This window comes from Bradyrhizobium sp. AUGA SZCCT0283 (assembly GCF_018130385.1).
Lineage (GTDB): Bacteria > Pseudomonadota > Alphaproteobacteria > Rhizobiales > Xanthobacteraceae > Bradyrhizobium.
The window spans coordinates 47,266-71,424 of record NZ_JAFCLU010000018.1 but is presented as its reverse complement, the minus strand read 5'-3'; the positions used below and the strand labels follow the sequence as shown (position 1 = coordinate 71,424).

At 61.1% G+C, this 24,159-nt stretch carries 22 protein-coding genes and 1 pseudogene; 11 read left to right on the top strand and 12 right to left on the bottom strand.

Annotation, left to right across the window (positions count from 1 at the left end; all coding sequences use genetic code 11):
* Positions 1–16: 16 nt before the first annotated feature.
* The 5 genes from JQ624_RS23545 to JQ624_RS23525 all read left to right on the top strand — a co-directional run bounded on the left by JQ624_RS23545 (position 17) and on the right by JQ624_RS23525 (position 5,341).
* Positions 17–883, top strand: a complete 867-nt coding sequence (locus tag JQ624_RS23545; protein WP_212421295.1) for a class I SAM-dependent methyltransferase — start codon at positions 17–19, stop codon at positions 881–883.
* Positions 884–950: 67 nt separating this feature from the next.
* Entirely contained in the window at positions 951–2,372 is a 1,422-nt protein-coding gene (locus JQ624_RS39545; protein WP_212421294.1) for a DUF6418 domain-containing protein, read from the top strand.
* A complete protein-coding gene (locus JQ624_RS23535; protein WP_212421293.1) occupies positions 2,369–3,217 on the top strand; it encodes a hypothetical protein in 849 nt (282 codons plus the stop codon). The genes JQ624_RS39545 and JQ624_RS23535 overlap by 4 nt, the downstream gene beginning before the upstream one ends.
* A gap of 131 nt (positions 3,218–3,348) precedes the next feature.
* Positions 3,349–4,101: a class I SAM-dependent methyltransferase gene (locus JQ624_RS23530; protein WP_212421292.1), complete on the top strand. Its 753-nt coding sequence runs from the start codon at positions 3,349–3,351 to the stop codon at positions 4,099–4,101.
* Between the two features lie 19 nt (positions 4,102–4,120).
* Positions 4,121–5,341 carry an HAD-IIIA family hydrolase gene (locus tag JQ624_RS23525; protein ID WP_212421291.1) on the top strand — a complete coding sequence of 407 codons (1,221 nt, stop codon included), beginning with the start codon at positions 4,121–4,123 and terminating at the stop codon, positions 5,339–5,341.
* Here the strand turns inward: JQ624_RS23525 and pseF are convergent.
* From pseF to JQ624_RS23475, 10 genes are read right to left on the bottom strand one after another with little or no spacing between them, the layout of a single operon-like run.
* Positions 5,328–6,017 (bottom strand): pseudaminic acid cytidylyltransferase, encoded by a 690-nt coding sequence (gene pseF, locus JQ624_RS23520; protein ID WP_212421290.1) that lies wholly within the window; start codon positions 6,015–6,017, stop codon positions 5,328–5,330. The genes JQ624_RS23525 and pseF overlap by 14 nt on opposite strands.
* On the bottom strand, positions 6,014–7,213 hold the full coding sequence (pseC, locus tag JQ624_RS23515) for a UDP-4-amino-4,6-dideoxy-N-acetyl-beta-L-altrosamine transaminase (protein WP_212421289.1): 1,200 nt from the start codon (positions 7,211–7,213) through the stop codon (positions 6,014–6,016). The genes pseF and pseC overlap by 4 nt, the downstream gene beginning before the upstream one ends.
* A complete protein-coding gene (gene pseB / locus JQ624_RS23510) occupies positions 7,210–8,211 on the bottom strand; it encodes a UDP-N-acetylglucosamine 4,6-dehydratase (inverting) (protein WP_212421288.1) in 1,002 nt (333 codons plus the stop codon). Before pseB ends, pseC begins: the two co-directional genes overlap by 4 nt.
* A gap of 54 nt (positions 8,212–8,265) precedes the next feature.
* Complete coding sequence (locus JQ624_RS23505) at positions 8,266–9,105, bottom strand: SDR family oxidoreductase (protein WP_212421287.1); 840 nt, start codon at positions 9,103–9,105, stop codon at positions 8,266–8,268.
* A gap of 13 nt (positions 9,106–9,118) precedes the next feature.
* Positions 9,119–9,880, bottom strand: a complete 762-nt coding sequence (locus JQ624_RS23500; protein WP_212421286.1) for an SDR family NAD(P)-dependent oxidoreductase — start codon at positions 9,878–9,880, stop codon at positions 9,119–9,121.
* Positions 9,877–10,722: a TIM barrel protein gene (locus JQ624_RS23495; protein WP_312014481.1), complete on the bottom strand. Its 846-nt coding sequence runs from the start codon at positions 10,720–10,722 to the stop codon at positions 9,877–9,879. The genes JQ624_RS23500 and JQ624_RS23495 overlap by 4 nt, the downstream gene beginning before the upstream one ends.
* Positions 10,719–11,483 carry an SDR family oxidoreductase gene (locus JQ624_RS23490; RefSeq protein ID WP_212421285.1) on the bottom strand — a complete coding sequence of 255 codons (765 nt, stop codon included), beginning with the start codon at positions 11,481–11,483 and terminating at the stop codon, positions 10,719–10,721. Before JQ624_RS23490 ends, JQ624_RS23495 begins: the two co-directional genes overlap by 4 nt.
* Positions 11,476–12,177 carry an acylneuraminate cytidylyltransferase family protein gene (locus tag JQ624_RS23485; RefSeq protein WP_212421284.1) on the bottom strand — a complete coding sequence of 234 codons (702 nt, stop codon included), beginning with the start codon at positions 12,175–12,177 and terminating at the stop codon, positions 11,476–11,478. Before JQ624_RS23485 ends, JQ624_RS23490 begins: the two co-directional genes overlap by 8 nt.
* A complete protein-coding gene (locus JQ624_RS23480; protein ID WP_212421283.1) occupies positions 12,174–14,093 on the bottom strand; it encodes an N-acetylneuraminate synthase family protein in 1,920 nt (639 codons plus the stop codon). Before JQ624_RS23480 ends, JQ624_RS23485 begins: the two co-directional genes overlap by 4 nt.
* On the bottom strand, positions 14,090–15,505 hold the full coding sequence (locus JQ624_RS23475; protein WP_212421282.1) for a CBS domain-containing protein: 1,416 nt from the start codon (positions 15,503–15,505) through the stop codon (positions 14,090–14,092). Before JQ624_RS23475 ends, JQ624_RS23480 begins: the two co-directional genes overlap by 4 nt.
* A 286-nt stretch (positions 15,506–15,791) precedes the next feature.
* Here JQ624_RS23475 and JQ624_RS23470 point away from each other — a divergent pair, with 286 nt between their 5' ends.
* A complete protein-coding gene (locus tag JQ624_RS23470) occupies positions 15,792–17,840 on the top strand; it encodes a hypothetical protein (protein ID WP_212421281.1) in 2,049 nt (682 codons plus the stop codon).
* Positions 17,841–17,850: 10 nt separating this feature from the next.
* Here JQ624_RS23470 and JQ624_RS23465 read toward each other — a convergent pair whose 3' ends face one another.
* Positions 17,851–18,807 carry an NAD-dependent epimerase/dehydratase family protein gene (locus JQ624_RS23465; RefSeq protein ID WP_212421280.1) on the bottom strand — a complete coding sequence of 319 codons (957 nt, stop codon included), beginning with the start codon at positions 18,805–18,807 and terminating at the stop codon, positions 17,851–17,853.
* A gap of 433 nt (positions 18,808–19,240) precedes the next feature.
* Here JQ624_RS23465 and JQ624_RS23460 point away from each other — a divergent pair, with 433 nt between their 5' ends.
* The 3 genes from JQ624_RS23460 to JQ624_RS23450 are packed head-to-tail and all read left to right on the top strand — an operon-like array spanning position 19,241 to position 21,875.
* Complete coding sequence (locus tag JQ624_RS23460; protein WP_212421279.1) at positions 19,241–20,302, top strand: Gfo/Idh/MocA family protein; 1,062 nt, start codon at positions 19,241–19,243, stop codon at positions 20,300–20,302.
* On the top strand, positions 20,299–20,766 hold the full coding sequence (locus tag JQ624_RS23455) for an acyltransferase (protein ID WP_212421278.1): 468 nt from the start codon (positions 20,299–20,301) through the stop codon (positions 20,764–20,766). Before JQ624_RS23460 ends, JQ624_RS23455 begins: the two co-directional genes overlap by 4 nt.
* Positions 20,767–20,777: 11 nt before the next feature.
* Positions 20,778–21,875 (top strand): DegT/DnrJ/EryC1/StrS aminotransferase family protein, encoded by a 1,098-nt coding sequence (locus JQ624_RS23450; RefSeq protein WP_212421277.1) that lies wholly within the window; start codon positions 20,778–20,780, stop codon positions 21,873–21,875.
* Positions 21,876–21,976: 101 nt separating this feature from the next.
* On the opposite strand, the pseudogene JQ624_RS23445 reads toward JQ624_RS23450, so the two are convergent.
* Positions 21,977–22,273, bottom strand: a pseudogene (locus tag JQ624_RS23445) (acyltransferase family protein); the annotation flags it as partial.
* Positions 22,274–22,542: 269 nt separating this feature from the next.
* Here JQ624_RS23445 and JQ624_RS23440 point away from each other — a divergent pair.
* Both JQ624_RS23440 and JQ624_RS23435 read left to right on the top strand, forming a co-directional pair.
* Positions 22,543–23,214 carry a class I SAM-dependent methyltransferase gene (locus JQ624_RS23440; RefSeq protein ID WP_212421276.1) on the top strand — a complete coding sequence of 224 codons (672 nt, stop codon included), beginning with the start codon at positions 22,543–22,545 and terminating at the stop codon, positions 23,212–23,214.
* Complete coding sequence (locus tag JQ624_RS23435) at positions 23,211–24,155, top strand: glycosyltransferase family 2 protein (protein WP_212421275.1); 945 nt, start codon at positions 23,211–23,213, stop codon at positions 24,153–24,155. The genes JQ624_RS23440 and JQ624_RS23435 overlap by 4 nt, the downstream gene beginning before the upstream one ends.
* The last annotated feature ends 4 nt before the right edge of the window (positions 24,156–24,159 follow it).

Below are 24,159 nucleotides of genomic sequence, written 5' to 3'. Positions count from 1 at the left end.
GCCGAGGGGAAGTTCCGTGAAATTCGAACCTGACGTGGCGCCGGCGTCCCGATTAGATTTGTCGCGGGCGTACACCATCGATCTGGCGCGCAGTCTCCGCCGGCTGGCATTCAAGAACGTCCGGCGGACGAATGACGTCGTCGATTCCGAGTATAATTCCGGCGAATGGGACAGGGTGCTCAATCAGCGCGCCTGGCTGGGCGGGCGAACACTTGAGGAGTTCCTGATCGGGCAGCGCACGGAGCCGCGCCTCGCGAAGGTCGATGGCCGGATCGTCCGGATCAGCACCAGGGACTACTACCGATACCGGATCGGCGCGCTGTCGGAACTGATCGCCAGGCACGCGGGCGAAGCGACGTCGCTGCTCGAACTCGGCGCCGGTTATGGCGCCAACTTGTTCTCGTTGAGCCTTGATTCGCATTGGAGCAAGCTGCGTGGCTTCGATATAGCGCCAAATGGCATCGAGGCGGGTCGGCAGATCGCGAGCCATTTCAAGCTCGATGACCGCGTGAGTTTCGACCGGATGGACCTGACCGATGCCGGCGATCCGCATTTCAGCGAACTGGCGGGCGGCACCGTTTTCACGTATTTCTGCATCGAGCAGATTCCTTACGCCGTGGAAGCGGTGATCGAAAACATCATTCGGGCAAAGCCGGCCCGTGTGGTGAATATCGAACCGGGCATCGATATGCTCAACCTGTCCCAGCCGCGCGACTTCACCAGCCGCGTTTATATTCGGTCGATGGACTATCAGACCCGTCTCTTCAAGCTGCTCGACACGCTGGATGCGCAGGGTCGAATCCGAGTCCTGTCTCGGGAGCGCATGGCATTTGCACCTACCTTGCACAATGACGGGCTTTTGTATGCATGGGAGCCCCGCTGACAGGTTCGATTTTCACTTGCCGCACTCTCATCAACAGCGGGCATAGAGTGCATCAGGGGATGACGGCGTGACTGCTTCTGGGGTGGTTTCTGATTCTCTGCTCGCCGCTGCGCTGAGTGTGACTGCTGTCGTCGTTTTCTTGGCCGCGGCTCTGTGGATCGCAGTCAAGCGTCCCGGGCTTGGCATGATCTTCTTCTTTGTCCTGTTTGCCTTTGCATGGCGACTCGCCTCGGTCCTCTACATCGATGTGTTCGGGCCGCTTTTTTCCGACCAGCTGGCACTGGAGATCGGCTCCGGTGTTTCCGTCTTGCCGATTGCGATGTCGCAAGGGATCGTCGTCATCGCACTGCTGTTTTCGTTTCGACGGGAGCGGGTGCGGCAACTGGTCGGCCCGGACGAATCGGGCTTAGCAAGCCGGCTGCCCCCCGGACGATTTTCGCTCTTCGGCATTGCGTTCCTGGCTGCCGCACTTTTTGTCGTCGCACTGTGGCTGGAGCTATTGATGAGAGGCCCGATCCCGCTGTTCGCGGGAATCGAACGATTTGACTACTCGCGGCTGCATGGCGGCCCTCTGCATCATCGCCTGCTGGAATGGGGGCCAATGCTTGCGTTCCAGCTCGGAATATTTTTCTCGGTGCCCTTGTTACACAACAGGCCGTCAGATTGGCGGTTCGGCGTATTGTTCGGAACGGTGATCCTGTACCTGTTTCTGGCTGGCCATCGATTTTCGTCCCTTTATGCGTACACCTCCTTCTTTATCATGCCGCTCGGCGCGGTCCTGATCGGGCGTCAAGCAAAGTCGCCGTCCCTCGGTGAGATGCTGTCAAGAAGGATACTGCGGTGGCTCGCGGTCGCCGCAGTGCCGCTGTCGGTCCTGATCGCCGCCGCCGTGGTCTATTCCTATGTCGTCGTTCGGGGCGAAGGAGGGGAACTGCTTGCGAAGCTTTCGCAGCGTATCCTGGTTCAGCAGGGCGAGATGTGGTGGATGACCTTTGAGCGCGTGTTCCTTCGAGGTGACTGGGACGGAATGCTCGCGGCCTACAAATTGTTCGTCGACCCGTTTGATCCGTCCCGCAACTCGACCATGCAGTTCCTGATGGAGCAGGCGCTACCTGTCGTCCGCGCCCATTTCATCATCGCGCAGGGATCAGCTTTCACCGGCGGGTGGCCTGAGGTTTTTTTCGAACTGGGTGGTCCGGTCGGTGGCTTTGTGTTGGTTGCGCTATCGGCAATCGTGTTCTCTGAATTCATGTTCCTGATGACGCGGTGCATCGTTCAGGAGCGTTTTGCGACGTGCTTTTTCCTGACGCCGATATTGTTCGCGCTGTCGATCATGATCGTTTCGGGAATGGTCAATTCGTTCATTGAGATGACTTTCCTGGTCAAAGTCGTTTCCGCTGTAGTAGTATATGTGACAGAAGACAAGTGGAGGTCGAACATGTTATTCTCACGTCCGTCTGCCGGCTCGGAGGACGAGGCATTTTCATGAGCGTTTCGCCAAGCAATGTACCCGGCGATCAATATCTTGGTGGGCTGTTCACGTATCTGTACCGGACGATCCGCGAGCACATGTTTTTGACGTTGCTGCTGCCGCTGGTTGCGATGACCATCACGTATGTAGCCGCCCTGCAGCTCCCGACCGTCTATACAGCGCAGGGAAGCATTCGGATTGGAAGAGTGGATGGAGCGGAAGCCGCAAGCCCTACGAGCGCGGTTTCCCGGATAAACTCCCCCTCATTCAAGCAGCGTGCGATCCAGGCGACGAACTCCGCCGGCGACGGCGATCAATCTGCGCAGTTGAGCAACCTGACTGCAAGGCAGGAGACTGCTGATACTGTTGCCGTGAGCGTGCGCGCAGCCACGGCCCGGCAAGCGCGCGACGCCATAGCTGCCGCAGTCAATCTGCTGAATGAGGAGCAGCGCAGAACGCTCGGTCCGCTCGAGAATGATATTAAGGAGCAGCTTGCGGCGAGTGATGCGATTATCGCCAGTCTGGTGCAGACTAGAGAGTCGCTGTTGGCCCTGGCGAAGGAAGATTCGAGGGGAGCGTCCGGCGATCCGGCGTTTGCGGCACTGCTTAGGATATGGTTGTCGGATCTCGTCTCGCGCAACGATCGGAGGCTGGCTGTCGCCAAGGCCGAGCGGCATACACTGTGGGCTAGACTTGGCGCATGGAGGACCTATCCAACGGCTCTTCTCGACGAGCCCTATATATCGATCGGATATGCGGTGGCCCGACCCGTCACGTTAGCGATTTTGGCCGGCGGGGTCGTATTTCTGGTATCCCTCCTCGGCGCCTTATTTCGTCGGTCAACCGCTCGGATCCCGATCTAGTTGGCCGTGAGCTGTGATGCTTTGCTTAAATGATTATCTGCTGAATTGGCGAGCGTTCGGAGTATTTACGGATCATGTCTGGCTGTGCTTAGGTCGCCTTCGACGACAATTCCGGTGAGCGGAGAGCAACTGTGTTTCGACTGTCCAATTTTCATCCAAAGGTTGCGCTCTGGCGCGCTGCCACAAATATCGGTCCGCTACCGGTTTTGGTGAGAGCGCGAAACTCCGCCGCATGGCAAGACTTCTGGCGGACCGAAAACAGCGAAGCTGTGTTTCGCGACTATGCGAAGGGATCGCCGCTCCGTGACTGGCTCGCCCGAAAGTGCATGGCCCTCGATTGCACTTCGGTGTTCGAATTGGGATGTAACGTTGGGGCAAATCTCCAGGCGTTCTGGAGGGTAAACGGAGACCTCAAGCTGTACGGCATAGAACTCAACGAGAATGCAGCTGCATGGGGTTCCCGGAACATGCCTGAAGGCTGCGAAGCACGCCTGATGGTTGGCTCGATGGCAGACGCGGAGGATGTGCTCGCGCGCAACGGTGTGGATGACGTCGATATCGTCTTCAGCTGCGGCGCGACGATGCATGTCAATGACGATATATTCGCCGCCGCCAAGCAACAGGCTTTGAAAATCGCACGGAAGGCAATCGTGCATCTCGAGTACCATGCGTGGACTCCAGCCGAGCTGCAAAACGGACGCAACTGGCGATCATCCTTTTTGTCGGATCGATGGGTGCGCGATTACGTCGCCGAATACGAGTCGATGCCTAACGTCGGGCGCGTCGAATATTTCCGCATTCCGCCGGAGATTAACATTGCAAGAAACATTGGTCGACTAATGGTCAATGATATGACCGGTCTGATCATAGCGCATCTCAAGTAACCTCTACGCTGGAGGCCATGTGCTGAAACAAGCCGTCATTCTGGTCGGCGGGCTCGGCACCCGGTTGGGTGAGATGACGCGGCTGGTCCCGAAGCCGTTGCTGGAAGTGGCCGGCAAACCGTTCCTCGACTACATCCTCGACGAGCTGTCGCGCTATCCGACCATTCAGGACATCGTGCTGCTGGCCGGCCATCAGGCCGGGCAGGTGGTCGATCGCTATCACGGCCGACACTGGCGTGGCGCCGCGGTCTCGGTGGTTTCCGAGCCCGCGCGGTTGGGTACCGGCGGGGCATTGAAGCACGCAGCGACCAGGCTGGACGCCAAGTTCCTGCTTCTCAACGGCGACTCCTTTTTCGACTTCAACATGCTCGATCTCGCCGCGCCAATACATCCACCGGCGATTGTGCGCGTGGCCTTGAAGAAGGACCATGCCGGCGACCGCTACGGTCGCGTCCTGCTCGACAAGGACTTCATCAAGACGTTTCTGCCGGCGGGGGCGCAACCGAACGGGCCCATCAATTCAGGCGTCTATTGCGTCGATCGGGAAATCCTTTCCTTCATCGACGAACTGCCATGTTCGCTCGAACAGGCGGTCTTCCCGCGCCTTGCCGAAAAAGGGCAGTTGCGGGCAAATCTATATGACGGGTTTTTCATCGACATCGGCGTGCCCGTCGACTTTGAACGCGCGCAGACCAAACTTCCCGAGTGCGTGCGGCGTTCCGCCGTCTTCTTCGACCGGGACGGAGTCCTCAACATCGACAAGGCCTATGTCCACAAGATCGAGGATTTCGAATGGGTGGCCGGTGCGCGCGAGGCCATCAAGCTCTGCAATGATCGCGGTTATCTGACCTTCGTGGTCACCAATCAGGCCGGCGTGGCACGCGGTTATTACGGGATCGAGGCCATTCAGACGCTGCACGACTGGGTCAGCCGGGATCTCGCTGAAATCGGCGCGCATATCGATGAATTCCAGTACTGCCCCTATCACGAGGAGGGCGTTGTGGCGGAGTGGCGGCAGGCAAGCAACCGACGCAAGCCGGCACCGGGCATGATCCTCGATTGCCTCAACGGTTGGCCGGTGCGCAAGGAATCCAGCCTGCTCGTCGGCGACATGCCGCACGACCTCCAGGCCGCCGCCGCCGCCGGAATAACAGGGCATCTTTTCGAGGGCGGTAGCCTCCTGTCGTTCATCCGGCCGTTGCTTGGCGCGGATGACGGGTCGCGGCTTACGCGCGGTTGATGGCTCCGTACATCAGTTCGGCCTGGTTCCAGTCGTCAAGCGTATCGATATCCTGCACTAGATGCCGCGGTAGGATCACGCCGATCGAATGCGGCGCGAACACCGGCATATCCTCCAGAAAGGCGCGCGCGGTGCCCCAGTAAAACTGTCCAGCATCGTGATAGGCGTGTTCCAGATCCTGCGAGCGCGTCATGCGGTGCTCGGGATAGATGGCGTCTACCCGCCCCTCGGGCGTGATGCGGACGGCGCGCTGGATCGGGAACGCGTAACTGGTGACGGAAAATGCGAAGGCCGCGTCCGAGCGGACGAGGGCCTCGTAGCCTTCCGTGATGAATCTCGCCTGCACCAGCGGCGCGGTGGCGTAGAGACAGCAGGCATGCGTGACGTTGTTTGACTGCGCGTTGAACCAGGCCACCGCATGCTTCACGACGGCGTTGGTTCCGGTGAAATCGTCGGCAATTTCCTTCGGCCGGATGAAGGGCGTCGTGGCGCCGAATTCGCGGGCGACGGCGGCGATCTCCTCGTCATCGGTCGAGACGACGACCTGATCGAACAATCCCGTCTGCTGCGCTGCGGCGATCGAGTAGGCGATGATCGGCTTGCCGCAGAACGTACGGATGTTCTTGCGCGGGATCCGCTTGCTGCCGCCTCGCGCCGGGATGACAGCGATCTTCACGTGAGGATCTTCCGCAGCGCCGCGACGACGGTGTCCTGTTCGTCATCCGTCATGCGCGAAAACAGCGGCAATGTGATCGCGTCCTCGTAGTAACTCTCGGCCTCGGGGAACATGCCGGTCTGGAAACCGAGATTCCGGTAATAAGGCTGCGTGTGCACGGGAATGTAGTGCACATTGACGCCGATTCCGGCTGCCCGCAGCGCGTCGAACACCTGGCGCCGGCTGAGTCTGATCTCGTTGCGGTGCAGGCGAATGACGTAGAGATGCCAGGCCGAATTCGTGTCGGGGTGCTGCCACGGGCAGGTCAGCGGCAGTTTTGCCAGCAGGCTGTCGTAGCGTGCCGCAAGCTCGCGCCGGCGCGCCACAAAGGGATCGAGCCGCGCGAGCTGGCTGGTGCCGAGCGCCGACTGGATGTCGGTCATGCGATAATTCAGGCCAAGCTCGATCTGCTCGTACATCCACGGGCCATCTCGTTCCTCGTTGACCCGCTGTTCGCCGATCCGTGACGTGCCCTGCGGTTCTTCCAGCCGCTGCGCCGGGCGGATGATTCCGTGCGTGCGCAGATAGCCGAGGCGCTCGGCAAGCTTCGGTTCGTTGGTCAGGGCCATGCCGCCCTCGCCAGTCGTGATGATCTTGACCGGGTGAAAGCTGAAAATAGCCGTATCGCTGTAGTCGCAGGATCCGACCTTGCGCCCCAGGTACTCCCCGCCGACGGCGTGCGAGGCGTCCTCAATAATTCGAAAGCCGTAGCGGTCCGCCAGCGCGCGGATTTCACGCATCTCGCAGGATTGACCGGCGAAATGCACGGGCACCACGATCTTGGGCAGCCGGCCACGCGATGCCCCGACTTCAAGTTTCTCGGCGAGCGCCGCGACGCTCATATTGTAGGTCCGCGGATCGATGTCGACGAAGTCGACGCTGGCGCCGCAATACAGGGCGCAATTGGCCGATGCCACAAAGGTGTTCGGCGTCGTCCAGAGCATGTCGCCGGGGCCGAGATCGAGCGCGAGGCAAGCGATGTGGAGCGCTGCCGTCGCATTGGCTACCGCGATCGCGCTGCGGCTGCCGCAATAGGCGGCCATCGCCTGCTCGAAGCGGGGGCCGGCCTGGCCCTGGGTCAGCCAGTCCGAGCGCAGCACCTCGGTGACTGCGTCAATGTCCTCTGCCGAAATGTCCTGACGTCCATAGGGGATCATTGGACCGCAATTCGATTGAATTCCCTGATCTCGGACACATCAAGGAAGTGGTCGTTCCGGCCGGAATTATACTCGAATCCGTCCGATACCGGTTCTCCGTGCTCGCCGATCTGGTTGGTAACATAGTCGACGTCTTTGCGGAAAAACTTGATGGTCGGCTTGATGACGAAATGATCGTGGAAGCGAAGGGTCAAATGCGAATCGTCGGTCGGGCACATGATCTCATGCAGCTTTTCGCCGGGACGGATGCCGATCACCTTGGTCGGGAGGTTCGGCGCCATGGCTGCTGCGAGATCGGGAATGCGCACGGACGGGATCATCGGAACGAAGATCTCGCCGCCCGACATGCGCTCGAAGCTCTTGTTGACGAAGTCGACGCCCTGCTGCAGCGTTATCCAGAACCGGGTCATGCGGGGGTCGGTGATCGGCAGGTGATCACAGCCTTGCGCCAGCAGCTTGTTGAACAGCGGCACGATCGAGCCGCGGGAACCGACCACGTTGCCGTAGCGCACGACGCCGAAGGCCGTCCGGTGCCCGCCCGCCATGTTGTTCGCCGCGATGAACAGTTTGTCGGAGGCGAGTTTGGTGGCGCCGTAGAGGTTGATGGGCTGCGCGGCCTTGTCGGTTGACAGCGCGATGACCTTCTCGACGTTGGCCTCCAGCGCCGCCTGAATGACGTTCTCGGCGCCGTGGATATTGGTCTTGATACATTCCATCGGATTGTATTCGGCAGCGGGCACCTGCTTCAGGGCCGCTGCATGAATCACGAAGTCGATGCCCTTCATGGCCGTGCGCAGGCGCTCGCCGTCGCGCACGTCGCCGATGAAATAGCGCATCGGCGATTGATCGAACTCCTGCTGCATCTCGTATTGCTTCAACTCGTCGCGCGAGTAGATCACGAGACGGCGAGGCTTGAAGTTCTTCAGGAGATTGCCGACGTATTTGCGCCCAAACGAACCCGTGCCGCCGGTAATCAGAATGGACTTGTCGTTAAACATGGTTGGTGCTGCGCCGGCTCGTCATTGCATGAAAATGAGGGGAACGGGCGGTGGTTACCATACGCTCCGGCCGCCGTCCATGACCATGTTCTGGCCGGTCATGTAACTCGATGCGTCCGAGCAGAGGAACTGAACGGCTGCGCAATATTCGTCGACCCGGGCCATCCGCCCCATCGGGATCAGCCGCGTCAATCGTTCGACGAAAGCGGGGTCCTGGTTGTTGAAAACGCCGCCCGGCGAAATCGCGTTGACGCGAACGCCCTGGTCCGCCCAGTAGGTCGCGAGGTATTTCGTCAAACCGATCAGGCCGTGCTTGATCACGGAGTAGGTCACGGGTTTGACCGGCTGCTCTTCATCCCGCGTGATGTTGGGCTGCCGGTAGAGCCGCTGATCCGGCGCGATCACGCCAAGATCGGATGCGATGTTGAGGATCACGCCGCGGCCGCGCCTGGCCATGGCGCCGCCAAAGACCTGCGAGCACAGCATCGCGCCGGTCAATCCCACCGCGATTTCCGTCTGCCACTGCGGAATCGGAAAGGCCTCGAAGCGTGACGAATGCATCACGCCCGGCGTCGAGGTGACCTTGGGATCGATCGCGGCGTTGTTGACGAGGATGTCGACGGCGATGCCGCGCCCCGCGAGATCCTCGCCGGCCGCGCCGACCGATGCCTGCGACGTCACGTCAATCACGACCGGGACGAGATCGGCGGCGGGCGCGAGTTCCTTCACGGCAGCAATGGTCGCATCAGCCTGCGCCAGTCCGATGTCGCTGACCACCACGCGCGCGCCGGCGTCGACCAGGGCGGCGACATGCTGACGTCCCAGCAAGCCTCCGGCGCCGGTGACGAGCGCGGTGCGTCCCGTGAGGTCGTATCGAGCGGAGGGGGCGGCCATGGAACGCTCCTGTTCAAGCACGCAATTGTCCGCCGTCGGCCACGATCACGGTTCCCGTGATGAACGCCGCGCGGGGGGAGGCGAGAAAGGCGACAATGTCCGCAACCTCTTCGGGCTTGCCGAGCCGGGCCAGCGGTACTTCGCGGGCGAGCATCTCGTCCACGGCGGATTTGTTTTCGGCGATCTTGCGCGCCCAGGTGCCATCGGCGCTGAGGATGTTGCCGGGGGCCACGGCGTTGATGCGGATGCCTTCAAGCGCCAGCGGCCTGGCAAGGCCGCGCACGGTCGCATTCAAGGCCGCCTTCGCCGCCGAGTAGGTCACCGGTGCGCCAAGCGCGGCGAGCCCGCAGATCGAGGACACGCAGACGATCGCGCGATCGCCGCTGCTGCGGCTCATCAGCGGTCTCGCGGCTTCGATCGTATTGGTGGCGGCGAACAGATTGAGATTCATCACCCGCGACCACTCGGCCGCGGTTTCCTTGCCCGGCGGCACGGAAGCTCCACTGCCGACGTTACAGACGAGGATGTCGATCTTGCCGTATTGCTTTTCGATATCGTTCACCAGCGCCAGCGCGGCGGCTGGATCGGTGACGTCCGCGGCATGGCACGAGGCGCCGCGGCCGATACTGTCCGCAGCCGATTTGACGCCGTCGAGGCCGCGCGCCGCCATCGCGACCCTAGCGCCTTCGGCGGCAAGCGCGTCGGCAATCGCAAAACCGATGCCGCGGCTCGCGCCGACCACCAATGCGATCCGGTCCTCGATGTCGAGTTTCATCGCCTGGCGTCCTCGATCCAGCCCACGGTCATGTCGCGATACCTTGTCAGCACGCCGGCGTGGTCGCCGTCGGTCGCGCGGGCCGTTTGCAGAATATATTGTCCGCGATATCCGGACTGCTCGATCAGCCGAATGGTTTTTGCGAGATCCGCAGCTCCCGTTCCGAGCGGCACGGTGGTGCCGCCAAGCAGCCGGTCCTTCACATGCACATTGAGAATGCGCGGGGCGTAGGCCGAAATCTCCTCGGCGGAATCATGGCCGAGAGCGGCGCTGTTGCCGCTGTCGTAATTGATGCCGAACACCTCGCGCGGGAATTTGTCGATGAACTGTGCCAGCGGGGCAGGTGGCAGGTCGGATTCGAAAACGATTCTGACGCCTTGCTTCGACAGCGAGGTGGCACGATCGAGCAGAACGCGCAGCAGGATTTCGGTCTGCGCCGCGCCCTCGATCCTGCCGTTGTCGACCAGCGGAATCACGACGAATTCTATGCCGAGGGTGTTGCAGGAGGCGAGCACGAGATCGAGATCGGCCACCAGCGATTTCTGCGTCTCGCCGTCCGCCTTCCAGAACGGTGCCTGCATGAAGCAGTCGCCGGTCAGGCTTGTGGTTCGGACCGCGTGACGGCACGACAGGTCGATGATTTCTCGCTGCCCGGCTATGGTGTTGAGCGGGTTTTCGCGCAGGCGATCCTGGTCGATGGTCCATTCGATCCGGGTCAGGCCGAGTGCATGGGCGCGGGGAAATTCCTCGCGCCATTCGTTCCATGGGAAGGCCTGGATCTTGCCGTCGACCATCGCCGACAGCCGTCCCTGCATGAAGCCGATGCGTTCCAATGTGGTCACGGCTTGTCACCCTCGCTGATCGCGAGGCCCTTTGTGGTCCAGCCGCCGTCGACGAACAATTCCTGGCCGGTGACATAAGCCGAAGCCGATGACGCCAGAAAAACGGCGGCGCCGGCCAGATCGTCCGGCTTGCCCCAGCGGCCGAGCATGGTGTGGCGGCGGCGATCCTCGTGCATGGCAGGATCGGCAAAACTTGTGGCGGTCATCTCAGTCGTGACATAGCCGGGCGCCAGCGCGTTGACGCGAATACCGTCACGCGCATAGTCGGCGGCAAGCGCGCGGGTGAGGCCGGCAAGACCGGCCTTGGCCGCCACATAGCCGGGGTTTCCCGGAAAGCCACGCACCGAGTTGATGCTGGTGACGTTGATGATGGAGCCGCCACCCGCCTTCTTCAGCAGCGGATAGGCCGCAAGGATCGTCGCGTAGACGCCGCTCAGGTCGACCGCCAGCGTGTCGCGGAACCGCTGAAGCTCGCTCATCGTCGCGGAGGCGGGAAGGCTGATGCCCGCCGCATTGACCAGCACGTCGAGCCGTTCTCCGGTTTTCGCGAGATGATCGAATACAGACCCGATGGCGGCGTCATCGGCCAGATCGCATTTGACCGCCGTGACATGCGAAGGCGCCGTGCCGCTCCGGCTGAAGCCGAACACTTTTGCGCCGCTGGCCTGCAGGCCGCTCGCGATGGCAGCTCCAATGCCGCGCGACGCCCCGGTGACGACGGCGGTCTTGCCTTCGAGCGAAAAGGCTGCGAGATTATGCATAGCCGTAGCTGCGCATGATGGCCGCACAAAGCTTGATGTCTTCCGGGCGATCGATCTGGAACATCTTGTGGCGCTCCATCAGGTGCATTCCGATCTTGCCGCCGAGCCGGTTACTCTGCTCGCGCAGCAGCGAGGGAATTAGAACGTAGAACGAGCCGTTCTCCAAATACCGCTTTTCGATCTGCTGCCGCATCCGCCGATTGCGGAAATCGTAGTTGATCGGCTCGGGCCCGTCGGCGCCGATGCGCCAGTTGAAGTAATCCTCGACCTCGCAAACCGAGAGCAGGCTGTCGAGTTCCTCCCGTTCGAACGTCGCGAGCGCCTGTTCGATGTCGCTGGATTCCCGGATCGGCGACGTTGCCTGCAGGGCGACGACCCGTCCGAACGGGCCAAGCTTGCCATCGAGCTGCTCCAGCGCGTGGAGCCACGCCGACTCCGACGACGCCAGATCGCCGGAGATGTCTTCCGGACGCCGGACGCCGACCGCGCCGGCAGCCTCCGCAGCAGCAAGGATCTGGTCGCTGTCGGAAGAAACTGCCACGACGTCGACGCCGCGCGCGGCAGCCGCCTGCATGACGGTCCAGGCGATCAGCGGCTTGCCGCACAGATCGATCAGGTTCTTGTTCGGAATTCCCTTGGAGCCGCCGCGCGCCGCGATCACGGCCAGCGTCCGCCCGGGCGTAACTCTGGTCATATCCGGCCCTCGAGGCGCTCGAGCGCTGTCCAGAATCCTTCGCCCATGTTCTTGTGGCCCTGCCATATCTCGGGGATGAACGAGGCGTCAGGCGCGTGCTTGCGCAGGACGGCGCCGATCTGGTCGAAGTCGATCTCGCCTTCGCCGATCTGCAGGCCTTCACCGTCGAGACCCTTGGCGTCGCCGAAGTGCAGATGGGCGGTATACGGACCGAGCTGCGCGAGGCCCTTCGCGAAATCGAAGCCGAAATGATTGGCGGCAAGCTTGGTGTGCGAGATGTCGACGCACATCCGCAAATTATGCTTGGCGCAGAACGCTGCGGATTCTTCCGGGAAGATGAAGATGTTCTGGTGGCGCTGCCCGCCGAAATGCCATGGGAAGGGCGCCATGGTCTGCGGAATCAGTTCGACGCCGTCGAGATCGAGCTCGGCGAGACTGGCGGCGAAGATGCGATAGCATTCCGCCTTCTGTTCCGCAGACAGCGGCTCGTCCATGGTGAAGCCACCGATATTGGCGACGATCGGCGGACGCTTGGTCTTGGGAAAGAACTTCTTCAATCCGCGCGTGATGTCGATGACGGCCTGGGTCTGCTCCAGCGAATAGCGGCGAAGCCCTTCGTCCGATGTCGCCAGGTCCATCAGCTTGCTGCCCGCAAACAGTTCGGGCGCGTGCACCACGAAGCCGAGATCGTGAGTGCCGGACAGGTATGCGGCCGGATCGCGCTCCATGTCGCTGTAGCTGAGATGGAACTCGATAATGTCGGGCTGGCAGATTTCCAGAAACCGCTGCGTGTCGTGATAGCGGACCGGCACGCCCCAGGGACGGTCGAAACGATAGCGGCGCGCGGTGGCAGCGCTATTGTCGAGGTCGCTCTGAAAGAAATAGTCGTCTCTGGCCATCGCGCGGTGGAGGCGCCGGCCGATCAAGGCCGGCATTTTGAGCGGCGACAGGCCCTGGCCCGGGCTTTTGACGGCGACATCACTCTCGGCGACAATAGTGCCGGCCGCAATGTCGCGGGCCGCTACCAGGCTCTTGGCGAGATTCTCGCGGTTGATCAGCTCGCCCTGGCTCAGCGCGCGCTCCGTAAGCTTTTCGCCGCGTGCGGTCTCCAATTCGCGAATGCCTGACACCAGCGCCTTGAATTCTTCCGGCTCGAGGCTTGCCGCGTGATCCGGGCCTTCCATTTCGCGATCAAGCGTGATGTGGCGTTCGATCACCACCGCGCCCATCGCGACCGCACCGATCGAAACCGCGATCCCGCGCTCGTGACCGGAATAGCCGACGAAGGGATGTATCTCCTTTAGCGTCTCCATGAAGCGCAGATGAATGTTGTGGAGTGCGGCGGGGTAGGTGCTCTGGCAATGCAGCAGCACGTAATGCGCCGAACGGTCGTCGAGGAACTTCGCGGCGCTACGAATTTCATCCGATGTGCTCATGCCGGTTGACACAATCAACGTCTTGCCGGTCGCGGCCAGTTTCGCCAGCAAAGGCAGGTTGGTCAGGTCGGCGGAGGCGACCTTGTAGGCCTGAACCCCGAACGTCTCCAGTGTTGCGACGCTCGACGCATCCCAGGGCGTGCAGAGGTACTGGATGTTTTTCGAGGCGCAATAGTCCGCCACACGGCGCTGCTGCTCGGTGGTCAGTTCGAAGCGGCGCAAGAGGTCGAGGGTGTATTCGACGGCGAGGTCGTCGTCTTTGCCGGAAAGGCTCGAGGCGCGGTAGACCTCGTCCAGCTTGCGCATCTGGAATTTCGCGCAATCCGCGCCGGCTGCAACCGCGGCGTCGACCAGTGCGATGGCGCGATCGAAATCGCCATTATGGTTGTTGCCGACTTCCGAAATGACATAGCACGGCTGGCCGTCGCCGATCGCGCGATTGCCGATCCGGATCGTGGCCGCCTGGTTGGTTGAATTCATGAACCTTCTCGGTGTCCAGTTTTATGCGGCGCCGACTCTGCCGGCGCTCGCGGAATGCGGGATTTCCAGGTCCGCAGACCGTTTTCCTCGAACGCGATGCGGGAGCATGACAGGCCTTTCTGCTCCAGCGCCGTAATCAGGGGATAGCGGTGGAACGGGCGGACGAAGAAGATGAAGTAGCCGCCACCTCCGGCCCCCAGCAGCTTGCCGCCGACCGCGCCATTGGCTTTCGCAAGATCATAGATTGCATCCAGTTCGCTGGAGCTGATGAGCGAACTCATGCGGCGCTTGGCGTGCCATGCCTCGTCGATCAGGCGGCCGCATTCCAGAAGCTGGCCACGCAGCAGATGATGCCGGATCTCGCGCGTCACTTCCTTTTGCTTGGCCGCGGCCGCGACGGCGTCGCTGGTCTCGTGCTGCTGCTTCTGGTCGCGGTGGATCGAACCGGAGTCATGGTTGGACCCGGTGTAGCAAAGCACCAGGCTTTCCTCGAGCTCGGCTATAATATTGGGTTCGAGGCGAAGCGGAACGATGGTGTTCTGCTCGGACGAAAACTCCATGTGATTGAAGCCGCCGAACACGGTGGCGTACTGGTCCTGCCAGCCGCCGGGTATATTGAGCATTAGCCGTTCGGCCTGAAACGCCATTTCCGCGATCTCGTGGCGGTCCCACCGGTCGGAGCGGAATTCGTTGAAGCAGCCGATGATGGCGGAGGACACCACCGCCGAACCGCCGAGGCCCGAGCCGACCGGAAAATCGGCCGAGATGTCGAGATCGAAGCCGTAGGCCGGCTGGATCAGGCGGACTACCGATTTGATCAGCGCCAGCTCGCCTTCGCTGCCGAGGCTGGCGAGATTTTCCGCTTCGACTGTGCAGCGAAAATCGTGCGAATAGATTCTGATCCGGTTGTCGTTGCGCCGGCGCAGCGTCGCATGCGCGTACATCGCAATGGTCGCGTTGATGACGGAGCCGCCGTCATTGTCGACGAAGTAATGCGTGAGGTCGGTGCCGCCGCCGGAAAAGCTGATGCGAACCGGCGAGCGGGCGCGGGCAAATACTTCGCTCTCTTGACCGAGATTGAACAGGTCCCGGCTGAACACGTCCACAAGCCGGCCGTCGGCGTCGAGAATCGGGACGACATGGACCCGCTGGTCGAGCAGCTTGAGAATTTGTTCGCGCGGCGCACCGGCTCGCGCCCATACGAAGTTGCGGTTGATGCAGCTCGCAACCTCGCCCTGGATCGATATTCCCGTCAGCAGCCGCCGGCGGATGTCGCCGTCCGTGACGGCGCCGATCACACGCCCCGCTGCGTCACGGGCAAACAGGATCCCGAGCATGTTGGCATTGAGCCGCTGGAATGCCTGCTCAATCGTGTCGCTCTCGGCGATGGTAAGGTGGCTCTTGTCTGGCAATTTGGCGGGTCCAAAGCGGCAACCGGTTCCGGTTTTGGCCCGGAAACGCCTCTATTTTCGGGTCGTTAGATACGGCAGGGGGACAGATCGTGCAAGCTCCCATGGAGTGGTGAATTTCAGCGGGATATACTAGCGTAAATCCGCGGTTTGACCTACTTCGAGCGCGGTCTGCGCCGTGCGTCCGGCCGTCGCCAGTCGCGCGCCCCGGCGGGGGGTATTCCTTCGGTCCCGGATCAAAAGCAGGTTCGATTGCGTGCAAGCTAGTGAACAATCGCCGGGGCGCTGGTTGGCTAAATCGGCGGCAGATCTAGCGCAGCCGCTCGCCAGCGATCGACCAAGTGCGATCTATTTCGCGGCAATCTTCTGCTGGACTATGGCGGCGGTGTCGGCGGTCATGATCGCGATCGTGCGGTGGCCGCTGGGCAGCCCGCACTGGTTCGTTTTCGTCAAGGCGTTCCTGCTGCCGGGCGCGGTCATCGCCTGCGCAACATTGTTCACCGTACGCCGCGCAGAGCGCGGCGGTGCCTATAGCGCGCTCCTCATTTCAACGATAGCGGTGATTTTCCTGCCGTGTGTAGCCTGGTTGAACGGCCCTTTGGCAGACGTAGTCACCTATCCGCTGTTTGTCAGCCTATTGGTCGCGGGTCTCGCGCAGACCGCATCCGCCATGCGCGCCGCACCTGTCAGGAGGTGGGTCTTCGCCGTTGCCTGCGGTTGTCTCGCCGGCTTTGGCTATTTCCTGGTGATCAATTCACGCGCCTACGCATCGGTCCTCACGCCCGAACTTGCGGTGACGGGGATCCACCAGCTGGACACTATTTTTCACGCTTCCATCGCTAATATGCTAGTGAAGTACGGAGCGTTGAGCACCGGTCTCGATGGGCTTGTCCCAATCAAATATCACGGATTGTCTCACATCTGGCTGGGCTGCGTCAGTCTTTGGCTCGGCGTGCCAACGCTGGAAGGATACATGATCGGTGGGCAAGTAATTGCTGTGCCGGTGCTTTTGTTCTGTCTATCGCTCTCAATTCTCTTGTTACGCCGACCTGGAGAAGGTCCGGTCGACGGCAGCCTCATTACGGTGTGCTCTCTACTGCTTCTCTGTGTGGCCGACCTGTGGGGGTGGACGTCCTATCTTGTTTCCGAGTCCTATTGCCTCGCACTGATTCTTTACTTGTTGAGCTTGCCGCTGTTGGCCGAGATTGCTGACCAGGACCTGCGACATCGCCTCAGCTTGCAACTTTCTGTGCTCGCAATCGCGGGCTTGCTGATTTTGCTTTCGAAAATCTCCGTTGGAGCAATTCTCGCTGGTGGTGCCGGTTTCATGCTGTGGCGGCGGACGGGAATGACGCCCTCGAGCCTGCTCAAATTGGCAGTTCCGCTTCTTCTGTTGGTGATGGTCGCCATCGCGCTCATCTCTCCAGGCACGGAAATGCTGTTGGAGGCGCTTAGTCCATTTGGTTTCTTGCTGGAGCATCCGCGCGGAGCCTGGCCGAACATCGCGGCGATCCTCATTCTGCTCGGCGCTGCCTTCCAGGTGTGGCGATCAGGTTCCTCTCGGGACAAGATATGTGCAGAAGTAGTCGCCGTCATTGCGATCGCGAGCGTCATTCCAACTCTCCTGATTAACGTACCAGGGGGATCGAATTTCTATTTCGCCAACGTCGGGACCTGGACGGCAATCGTATTTGTGTGCGCCTACGGTGGGCCGTCCTTCGAAAGGATGTTTCCCAATCCGCTCACACCCGGATTCGTTGTTTCTGCGATCCTGCTCGTAGCGCTCGCGACCGAGGAAAAAAGGAAAAGCGTATACAAGGTCGGCGAGATGTTCGCCGCGCTTCAGGCGCGGATTCGGCTCACGACCGGAGAAGGTGCCGGCGCAGAGACGACAACACGTCAACGCCTCATCGCACTCCTAACACCAGGGCATCCGGCCCGCTACGCGTTGGCGAACGACATCAAGCGTACCCCGGGAAGACAGGCCAAGGATACCTTGCTAGCAGCGGGAGTCACGCAGGCTCTACGCGCGGCGGTATTCGTGCCACCCGACAATCTGGCTTTCTGGAACATCGCGGTGGAGTGCCGCGCTGATCCCTTATTCGTTCCCGCCATCCTCGGCGCCCCCATGCTGAAAGGATTTAATCCGCTGGTGCTCAAATGCCCAAAGGAGCCGAACTATGGATTTACCGACTATAAGGATGCCAACTCAGAACCTTTGAGTGACCAGCAACTTTGCAAGCGGGCCGACTTTTGGAAATTCGATACGGTATTCATACTCGAGACGCTCGCCACAGCTCGAAAAGTTCGTTGCGGTGAGGTCGGCCGCCAACAATAGCATCCCTATTTCAGGCTGGCTCCCAGCCGATCGCAAGCAGCTTTGTGGGAGGCGCCACCAGAGGCCGGCCGATTCGCTCCCAAATCGCACCCTGGCCGATGGCTTGGAGTGTCAGCTTGATCCAGCTTTGAGGCACCGGCATCAGCCAGGGTGGTCTGCCGTGGCTCGCGCGGTGACGTGCGATGAGATGCGCGACAGTGACGGGTGCCGGGTTGGACACGATGAAGGTTTCGCCGCGCGCACGGGGATTGGTCAGCGCGGTCGCGACGGCCGAGATGAAATTCTCGATCGACAGCACGGATCGCTGCGCAGACAGCGCCCCGAAAGGAAGCGGAATCGGCAGGCGCGAAAGCCGGTGGACGGTCGCGAAGTTTCCCTTCTCGCCTTCGCCATAGATCACGACGGGACGCAAGATTGTAAACGAAATACCGGCCGCGCGTATCGCCTGTTCGGCGGCAAATTTGGATCGTCCATACGCATTGTTCGGCGTCGGAAAGTCATCCTCGGTGATGTCATGAGCAGCATAAGAGCCGGACTGGGCGGCGATCGAGGAAACGAACACCAGATGCTTTGTCGCGCCGCGCGATATCGCCCGTGCCAGCGCCGACGTCGCGCGATGATTCACGCGATCATAAAAATCGTCGCCGGCGTATTTGTGAGCAATGCCTGCAAGATGAACGATGGTGTCGCATTGGTCCAGCAGGGGTTGCCAGTCGAACAACCGCGAGAGATCGGGAAGCGGAACGGCAGTCACGTTCGGATTGTCGAAGGTGGTTGCCGCTCTCGATGCAGCGATCACGGCATATCCCTGCGCGACAAGATACGGAACCAGATGACGTCCGACGAACCCGTCGGCACCGGTTACGAGCACCCTGGTTTTCTTGCTGTCGCTGCTGCACTGCGCGTCCGACGCGGTGCTCGACTGCGCACCGGCTTCCTCGCAAGCAGGTGTGGGGCGTGAATTCATCAGCCCGGGGACGCCTTTTCGCCGCTGAGTTTCCTGTTGCATCTAATCTGAAAAGCCGCCTTTGCGTTGAAATAGGCCGCCAGTAAGTTCCAATATAGGCCAGCGAATCGCATGGTGGCAACCGAGGGTTGCTGAAACCCCTCGAGAAGCTGTTCTCACCTGCGAGAGCAGGGGGATCCCGTGCCAACCGGGCTACGCTTGGGGGCAGGAACCCCGCAAGCAATTTAACCCATCCGCCGAGGGTTGAAATCCCGCAATTGGCGTAGGGCACCACTGCGTCGTTGCAGTCTTCCGGGGCCATTGTCAACGCCTTCGGACCGACCAAAATCCGGCGACCCCGGCGAAAGGCGGGACCTACGCCGCCCTGAAGGGTTGGCTGCGGTCGATCAGGCGGCTAACGTCGATTCTGACGGCAAATGGAACAAGGCTCCCCATGATCAGAATAGGCCTGCTTGGATGCGGGCGTATCGCAAAGCGCCACTCGGAACTTCTGGGCGGCAATCATATCGACGGAGCCAGGCTCGTTGCCGTTTGCGATACCGTTCGTGACCGCGCCGACGCGATCGCGTCGAAGTTCGGCGTTCCGGCAATCCATGACATGGATGACTTCCTCGCCAGGCAGGACATCGATGCGGTGGCGGTGCTGACGCCGAGCGGGATGCATCCCGCCCATGTCATCGCCTGCGCGAAGGCCGGAAAGCATGTGGTCGTCGAGAAGCCGATGGCGCTGCGGCTGCAGGATGCCGACGACATGATCCGCGCCTGTGACGAGGCCGGCGTCAAGCTGTTCATCGTCAAGCAGAACCGCTTCAATGTTCCTGTGGTGAAGGCGCGCGAGGCGTTGGAGGCCGGCCGCTTCGGCCGCCTGATTCTCGGCACGGTCCGCGTCCGCTGGTGCCGCGACCAGGCCTATTACGATCAGGATGCCTGGCGCGGCACCTGGGCCTATGACGGCGGCGTGCTCTCCAACCAGGCCAGTCACCACGTCGACATGCTGGAATGGTTTTTCGGCGATGTCGTCAGCGTTCATGCCCGTGCCGTCACGGCGCTGGCCAAGATCGAGGCCGAGGACACGGCGGTGGCGACGCTGAAATTCCGCAACGGCGCGCTGGGGATCATCGAGGCGACGACGGCTGTCCGGCCGACCGACCTCGAAGGATCGCTTTCGATTCTCGGAGAGAAGGGAACGGTCGAAATTGCGGGCTTCGCCGTCAACCAGATCCGGCACTGGCGCTTTGTCGAAGGGCTTTCGTCCGACAAGGATGTAATCGAGAAATTTTCCGTCAATCCGCCGAATGTCTACGGCTTCGGCCATCAGGCCTATTACCAGCACGTGATCGACTGCCTGGTGAACCAGCGTTCGGCGCTGGTCGATGGTCTCGAAGGGCGCAAGAGCCTGGAACTGATTTCCGCGCTCTACGAATCGATCGAAACCGGCGCCGAGGTGCCGCTTCGCTTCGCGCCGCGGCTGGGCCGGCTTGGTGTCGTCTCGTGAACCGGCCCGAGATACATCAGGCCGGCGTGCGTGACGTTGATTTCGGCACGGGCGTCAAAATCGTCGAGCCGTGCAATCTCTACGGCTGCAGGATCGGCGACGATTGCTTTGTCGGGCCGTTCACCGAAATCCAGAAGGACGTCGTGATCGGAGCCCGCACGCGGGTGCAGTCTCATGCCTTCATCTGCGAACTGGTCACGATCGGCGATGACTGCTTTGTCGGCCACGGCGTGATGTTCGTGAACGATACGTTCTCGACCGGCGGCCCGGCTCGCGGCAAGAGGGAATTGTGGCGCGAGACCGTGATCGGCAACCGCGTCTCGATCGGCTCCAACGCCACGATCATGCCGGTCAGGATCGTCGACGATGTCGTCATCGGCGCCGGCTCGGTGGTGACCAGGGACATCACGACGTCAGGGACTTATGCAGGCAATCCGGCGCGCCGGCTGCTGACGGACAAGTAGGAAAGACGAAGATGCCGGTGCCTTTTGCGGATCTGCAGCTGCAATATCAGACCATCAGAAGCGAGATCGACGGCGCGATTGCCTCCGTCATCCGCGACAACGCCTTCATTCGCGGGTCCTACGTCGATGCCTTCGAACGGGAGTTCGCTGCTGCCGTAGACGTCAGGCATTGCGTCTCCTGTGCCAACGGCACCGATGCGCTGTATCTCGCCATGGCCGCGCTGAAGGTCAAGCCGGGGGACGAGGTGATCACCACGGCGCATTCCTGGATCAGCACGTCGGCGATGATCACGCACGCTGGCGCCACCGTGGTGTTTTGCGATACCGATGGCGCTACGTTCACGATCGATCCGGCGGCGATCGAGGCTGCGATCACGCCGCGCACGGTCGGGATCATTCCCGTGCATCTGTACGGACAGCCGGCGGACATGGACGCGATCATGGCGATCGCGAACAAGCACAAGCTCTGGGTGGTGGAGGATTGCGCACAGGCGCATCTGGCCCGCTATAAAGGCCAGCAGGTCGGCACCTTCGGCACGGCCGCGACCTATTCATTCTATCCCGGCAAGAATCTCGGTGCGATGGGCGATGCCGGCACCGTCGTGACCAATGACGATGCGCTCGCCGAACATATGACCATGCTGGCGCGTCACGGCGGTCTGGTGAAGCACCAGCATCATATCGAAGGCATCAACAGCCGGCTCGACGGCATGCAGGCAGCGATCCTGTCAGCGAAACTGCCGCACTTGGCCCAGTGGACAGAAGCGCGGCAGAACGCCGCGAAAGTCTACGATGCCGGCCTCAACCAGATCGAGGACGTCGTCGTGCCGCGGGTCGCGCCCGACCGCACCCACGTCTATCATCTCTACACGATCAGGCATCCGCGTCGCGATGCGCTGGCGGCGCACCTGAACGCCAACGGCGTGCAGACGGCGATCAATTATCCGACGGCACTGCCGTTCCTTGCCGCATACCAGCGGTTTGGCCATCGCCCCGAACAATTTCCGAACGCGCATCGCGACCAGGGGCGCATTTTATCGCTGCCAATGTTTGCGGAGATCACGCCGGCGCAGCAGGACGAAGTGATCGACCTCATTCGCAAGTTCTGAGCGGCTCTCCCGAAAATTACGTTCCCGCAATACCGCAATCGCTGCAGACCCTCGCAAACGGCTTGCGCCTCGGGCCGCATCAAAACGAGAGAAGCCGCATACGAACCCAGCAGCGTCACGATCAATGCAGGAGCGATACGTCTAACTCGTCGCTTGTAGAAATTACCGAATGAGAATGATCCGGAATCGATTTCGTGAAAGACGATAGCGCCAATCAGAAAGCCGGAAATGACGAGGAATATGTCAACACCGACATAACCGCCGGGAACGAAACTGTTCAAATGAAAAGCGATGACGGCGAGAACCGAAAGCGCTCGCAATCCGTCGATGTCCGAACGATATGTCACAATCGGATACGCAAGGGGAATTAATGCGCAAGCGGAGGCGCGCCCCGCCATCAGGATTTGTTCACTTTGTGCGTATCTTCGCCAGTTCAGTCAAGCCAATTGCCGCTGGTCGGCCTTGCCAGCACCGGCTTCCTGGCTAGGGCCGCGTCTGTCGCGGGCGGAGGATTGACCAAATCCCGTGGCCAGGCCCACGGGCTTGGCACTATCAGCAGTATGCGCTAAGGAAGGCGTTCCAATCACACGCTCAGGATGCGCGGATGGGTGAAGCCCGGTTATCGTCCGTACCCGCTCTTAAGGGTGCGGAGACATATTCATCCGCGATGGCTGACGCGAAGAACTACATCTCGTGGATTCTGGCCTCGTTCTCAGATTACCTTGCCGCTCCGGTGCTGGAAATTGGTGTCGGACACGGCAGCTATGCCAGTGTGCTGCGCGGCTATGGCGACTATGTCGGTGTCGATATCGACCCGGCTTCGGTGGAGGAGGGACGCCAGCGGTTTCCCGGTCTGGATCTGCGCGTCTCAGACATTACAAGCCCGGAGTTCGTGGCGCTTGCCAATGAGCGCAAGGTGCAAACGATTGTCTGCCTGAACGTGATCGAGCACATTGAGGACGATGGTAAGGCGGTCACGAATCTCGCCCGAGCACTTCAGCCTGGCGGCCATCTCCTCGTGATCGTTCCGGCTCTGGAACTTCTTTTCAACGATCTCGACCGTCTGGCGGGCCATCATCGCCGCTATAGCCGGACCCAAATGCGGGCGCGGCTTACCGAGGCGGGGCTCGAGATCGTTCGCTGCGACTACTTCAATTCGATAGGCGGCCTGGGCTGGCTCGCGAATCGCGCCCTTCGTCACGGCTCGCTTAACGACAAGGCCGTGAACTCGCAGATATCCCTGTTCGACAAATGGCTCGTTCCGCTTTCGCGCCTTGCCGACCCCGCGACGCGGAAGGTCTTCGGCCAGTCGGTCATTGCGGTAGGCCGCAAGCGATGATCTCGATCATCATACCAGCGCTCAACGAGCAGGATGAGATCGGGAGGACCGTAACCCGTGTGCGGGAAGTGCTTTCTGGCAGCGACGTCGGTGCTTATGAAGTCGTGGTTGTCGATGACGGCTCGCATGACGAGACCCAGGCCCGGGCAGAAAGCGCCGGGGCGCGCGTCCTTCGGCATCCGCACAATGTAGGTTATGGCCGCTCGCTAAAGGACGGTATCTCAGCCGCCCGTTACGATACGATCATCATCAACGACGCGGATGGGACCTACCCGTGCGATGCCATCCCAGCTCTGCTTGCCCGCTACAATGAGGGCTTCGACATGGTCGTGGGTGCGCGCAGCGGCGAGCACTACCGGGAATCCTTGATCAAGATGCCGCTGCGCCGGCTACTGCGCTTCATCGTGGAGTTCACCGCCGGCCGATCCATCCCAGACATCAACTCGGGCCTTCGCGTCTTCCGGCGGTCCACCGCACTGGGATATTTCGACCACCTTTGTGACACCTTCAGCTTCACCACGTCCATGACGCTGGCCTACATGATGACCGGAAAATTCGTGGCCTATGTTCCCATCGACTACAACAAGCGAGTGGGAAAATCGAAAGTAAGATTGCTGCGCGACTCGATGAAGACGCTGCAGTACATCGTCGAAGCGGCGATCTACTACGACCCGCTGAAGATGTTCGTGTTGATGGCGAGCATCGTGTTCGCGTCATCCCTCGCCAGCTTCACTCTCGCACTGATGGCCAAACTGAACGTATTCTTCTATGTAGGCGTCGGCGGCATCATCTCCTCCGTCATCATCTTCTCGCTGGGATTGCTGGCCGTATTGCTGCGCCAGATCATGGTCAAGTCATCGCGACTTGAGCGGGACAACCGCGAGGTCGACAATCACAACGAAACGCCCCCGTTGCGCGAAAATCGCATTACACGGATCTGAGGTG

Excerpts from the sequence above, each read along its gene's own strand:
- JQ624_RS23535 (WP_212421293.1), top strand. The coding sequence starts at position 2,369 with ATGAGCGTTTCGCCAAGCAATGTACCCGGCGATCAATATCTTGGTGGG.
- JQ624_RS23480 (WP_212421283.1), bottom strand. The coding sequence starts at position 14,093 with ATGAATTCAACCAACCAGGCGGCCACGATCCGGATCGGCAATCGCGCG.
- JQ624_RS23465 (WP_212421280.1), bottom strand. The coding sequence starts at position 18,807 with ATGAATTCACGCCCCACACCTGCTTGCGAGGAAGCCGGTGCGCAGTCG.
- pseB (WP_212421288.1), bottom strand. The coding sequence starts at position 8,211 with ATGTTTAACGACAAGTCCATTCTGATTACCGGCGGCACGGGTTCGTTT.
- JQ624_RS23460 (WP_212421279.1), top strand. The coding sequence starts at position 19,241 with ATGATCAGAATAGGCCTGCTTGGATGCGGGCGTATCGCAAAGCGCCAC.
- JQ624_RS23450 (WP_212421277.1), top strand. The coding sequence starts at position 20,778 with ATGCCGGTGCCTTTTGCGGATCTGCAGCTGCAATATCAGACCATCAGA.
- JQ624_RS23435 (WP_212421275.1), top strand. The coding sequence starts at position 23,211 with ATGATCTCGATCATCATACCAGCGCTCAACGAGCAGGATGAGATCGGG.
- JQ624_RS23500 (WP_212421286.1), bottom strand. The coding sequence starts at position 9,880 with ATGAAACTCGACATCGAGGACCGGATCGCATTGGTGGTCGGCGCGAGC.
- JQ624_RS23490 (WP_212421285.1), bottom strand. The coding sequence starts at position 11,483 with ATGCATAATCTCGCAGCCTTTTCGCTCGAAGGCAAGACCGCCGTCGTC.
- JQ624_RS23505 (WP_212421287.1), bottom strand. The coding sequence starts at position 9,105 with ATGGCCGCCCCCTCCGCTCGATACGACCTCACGGGACGCACCGCGCTC.
- JQ624_RS23440 (WP_212421276.1), top strand. The coding sequence starts at position 22,543 with ATGGCTGACGCGAAGAACTACATCTCGTGGATTCTGGCCTCGTTCTCA.
- pseC (WP_212421289.1), bottom strand. The coding sequence starts at position 7,213 with ATGATCCCCTATGGACGTCAGGACATTTCGGCAGAGGACATTGACGCA.
- JQ624_RS23485 (WP_212421284.1), bottom strand. The coding sequence starts at position 12,177 with ATGACCAGAGTTACGCCCGGGCGGACGCTGGCCGTGATCGCGGCGCGC.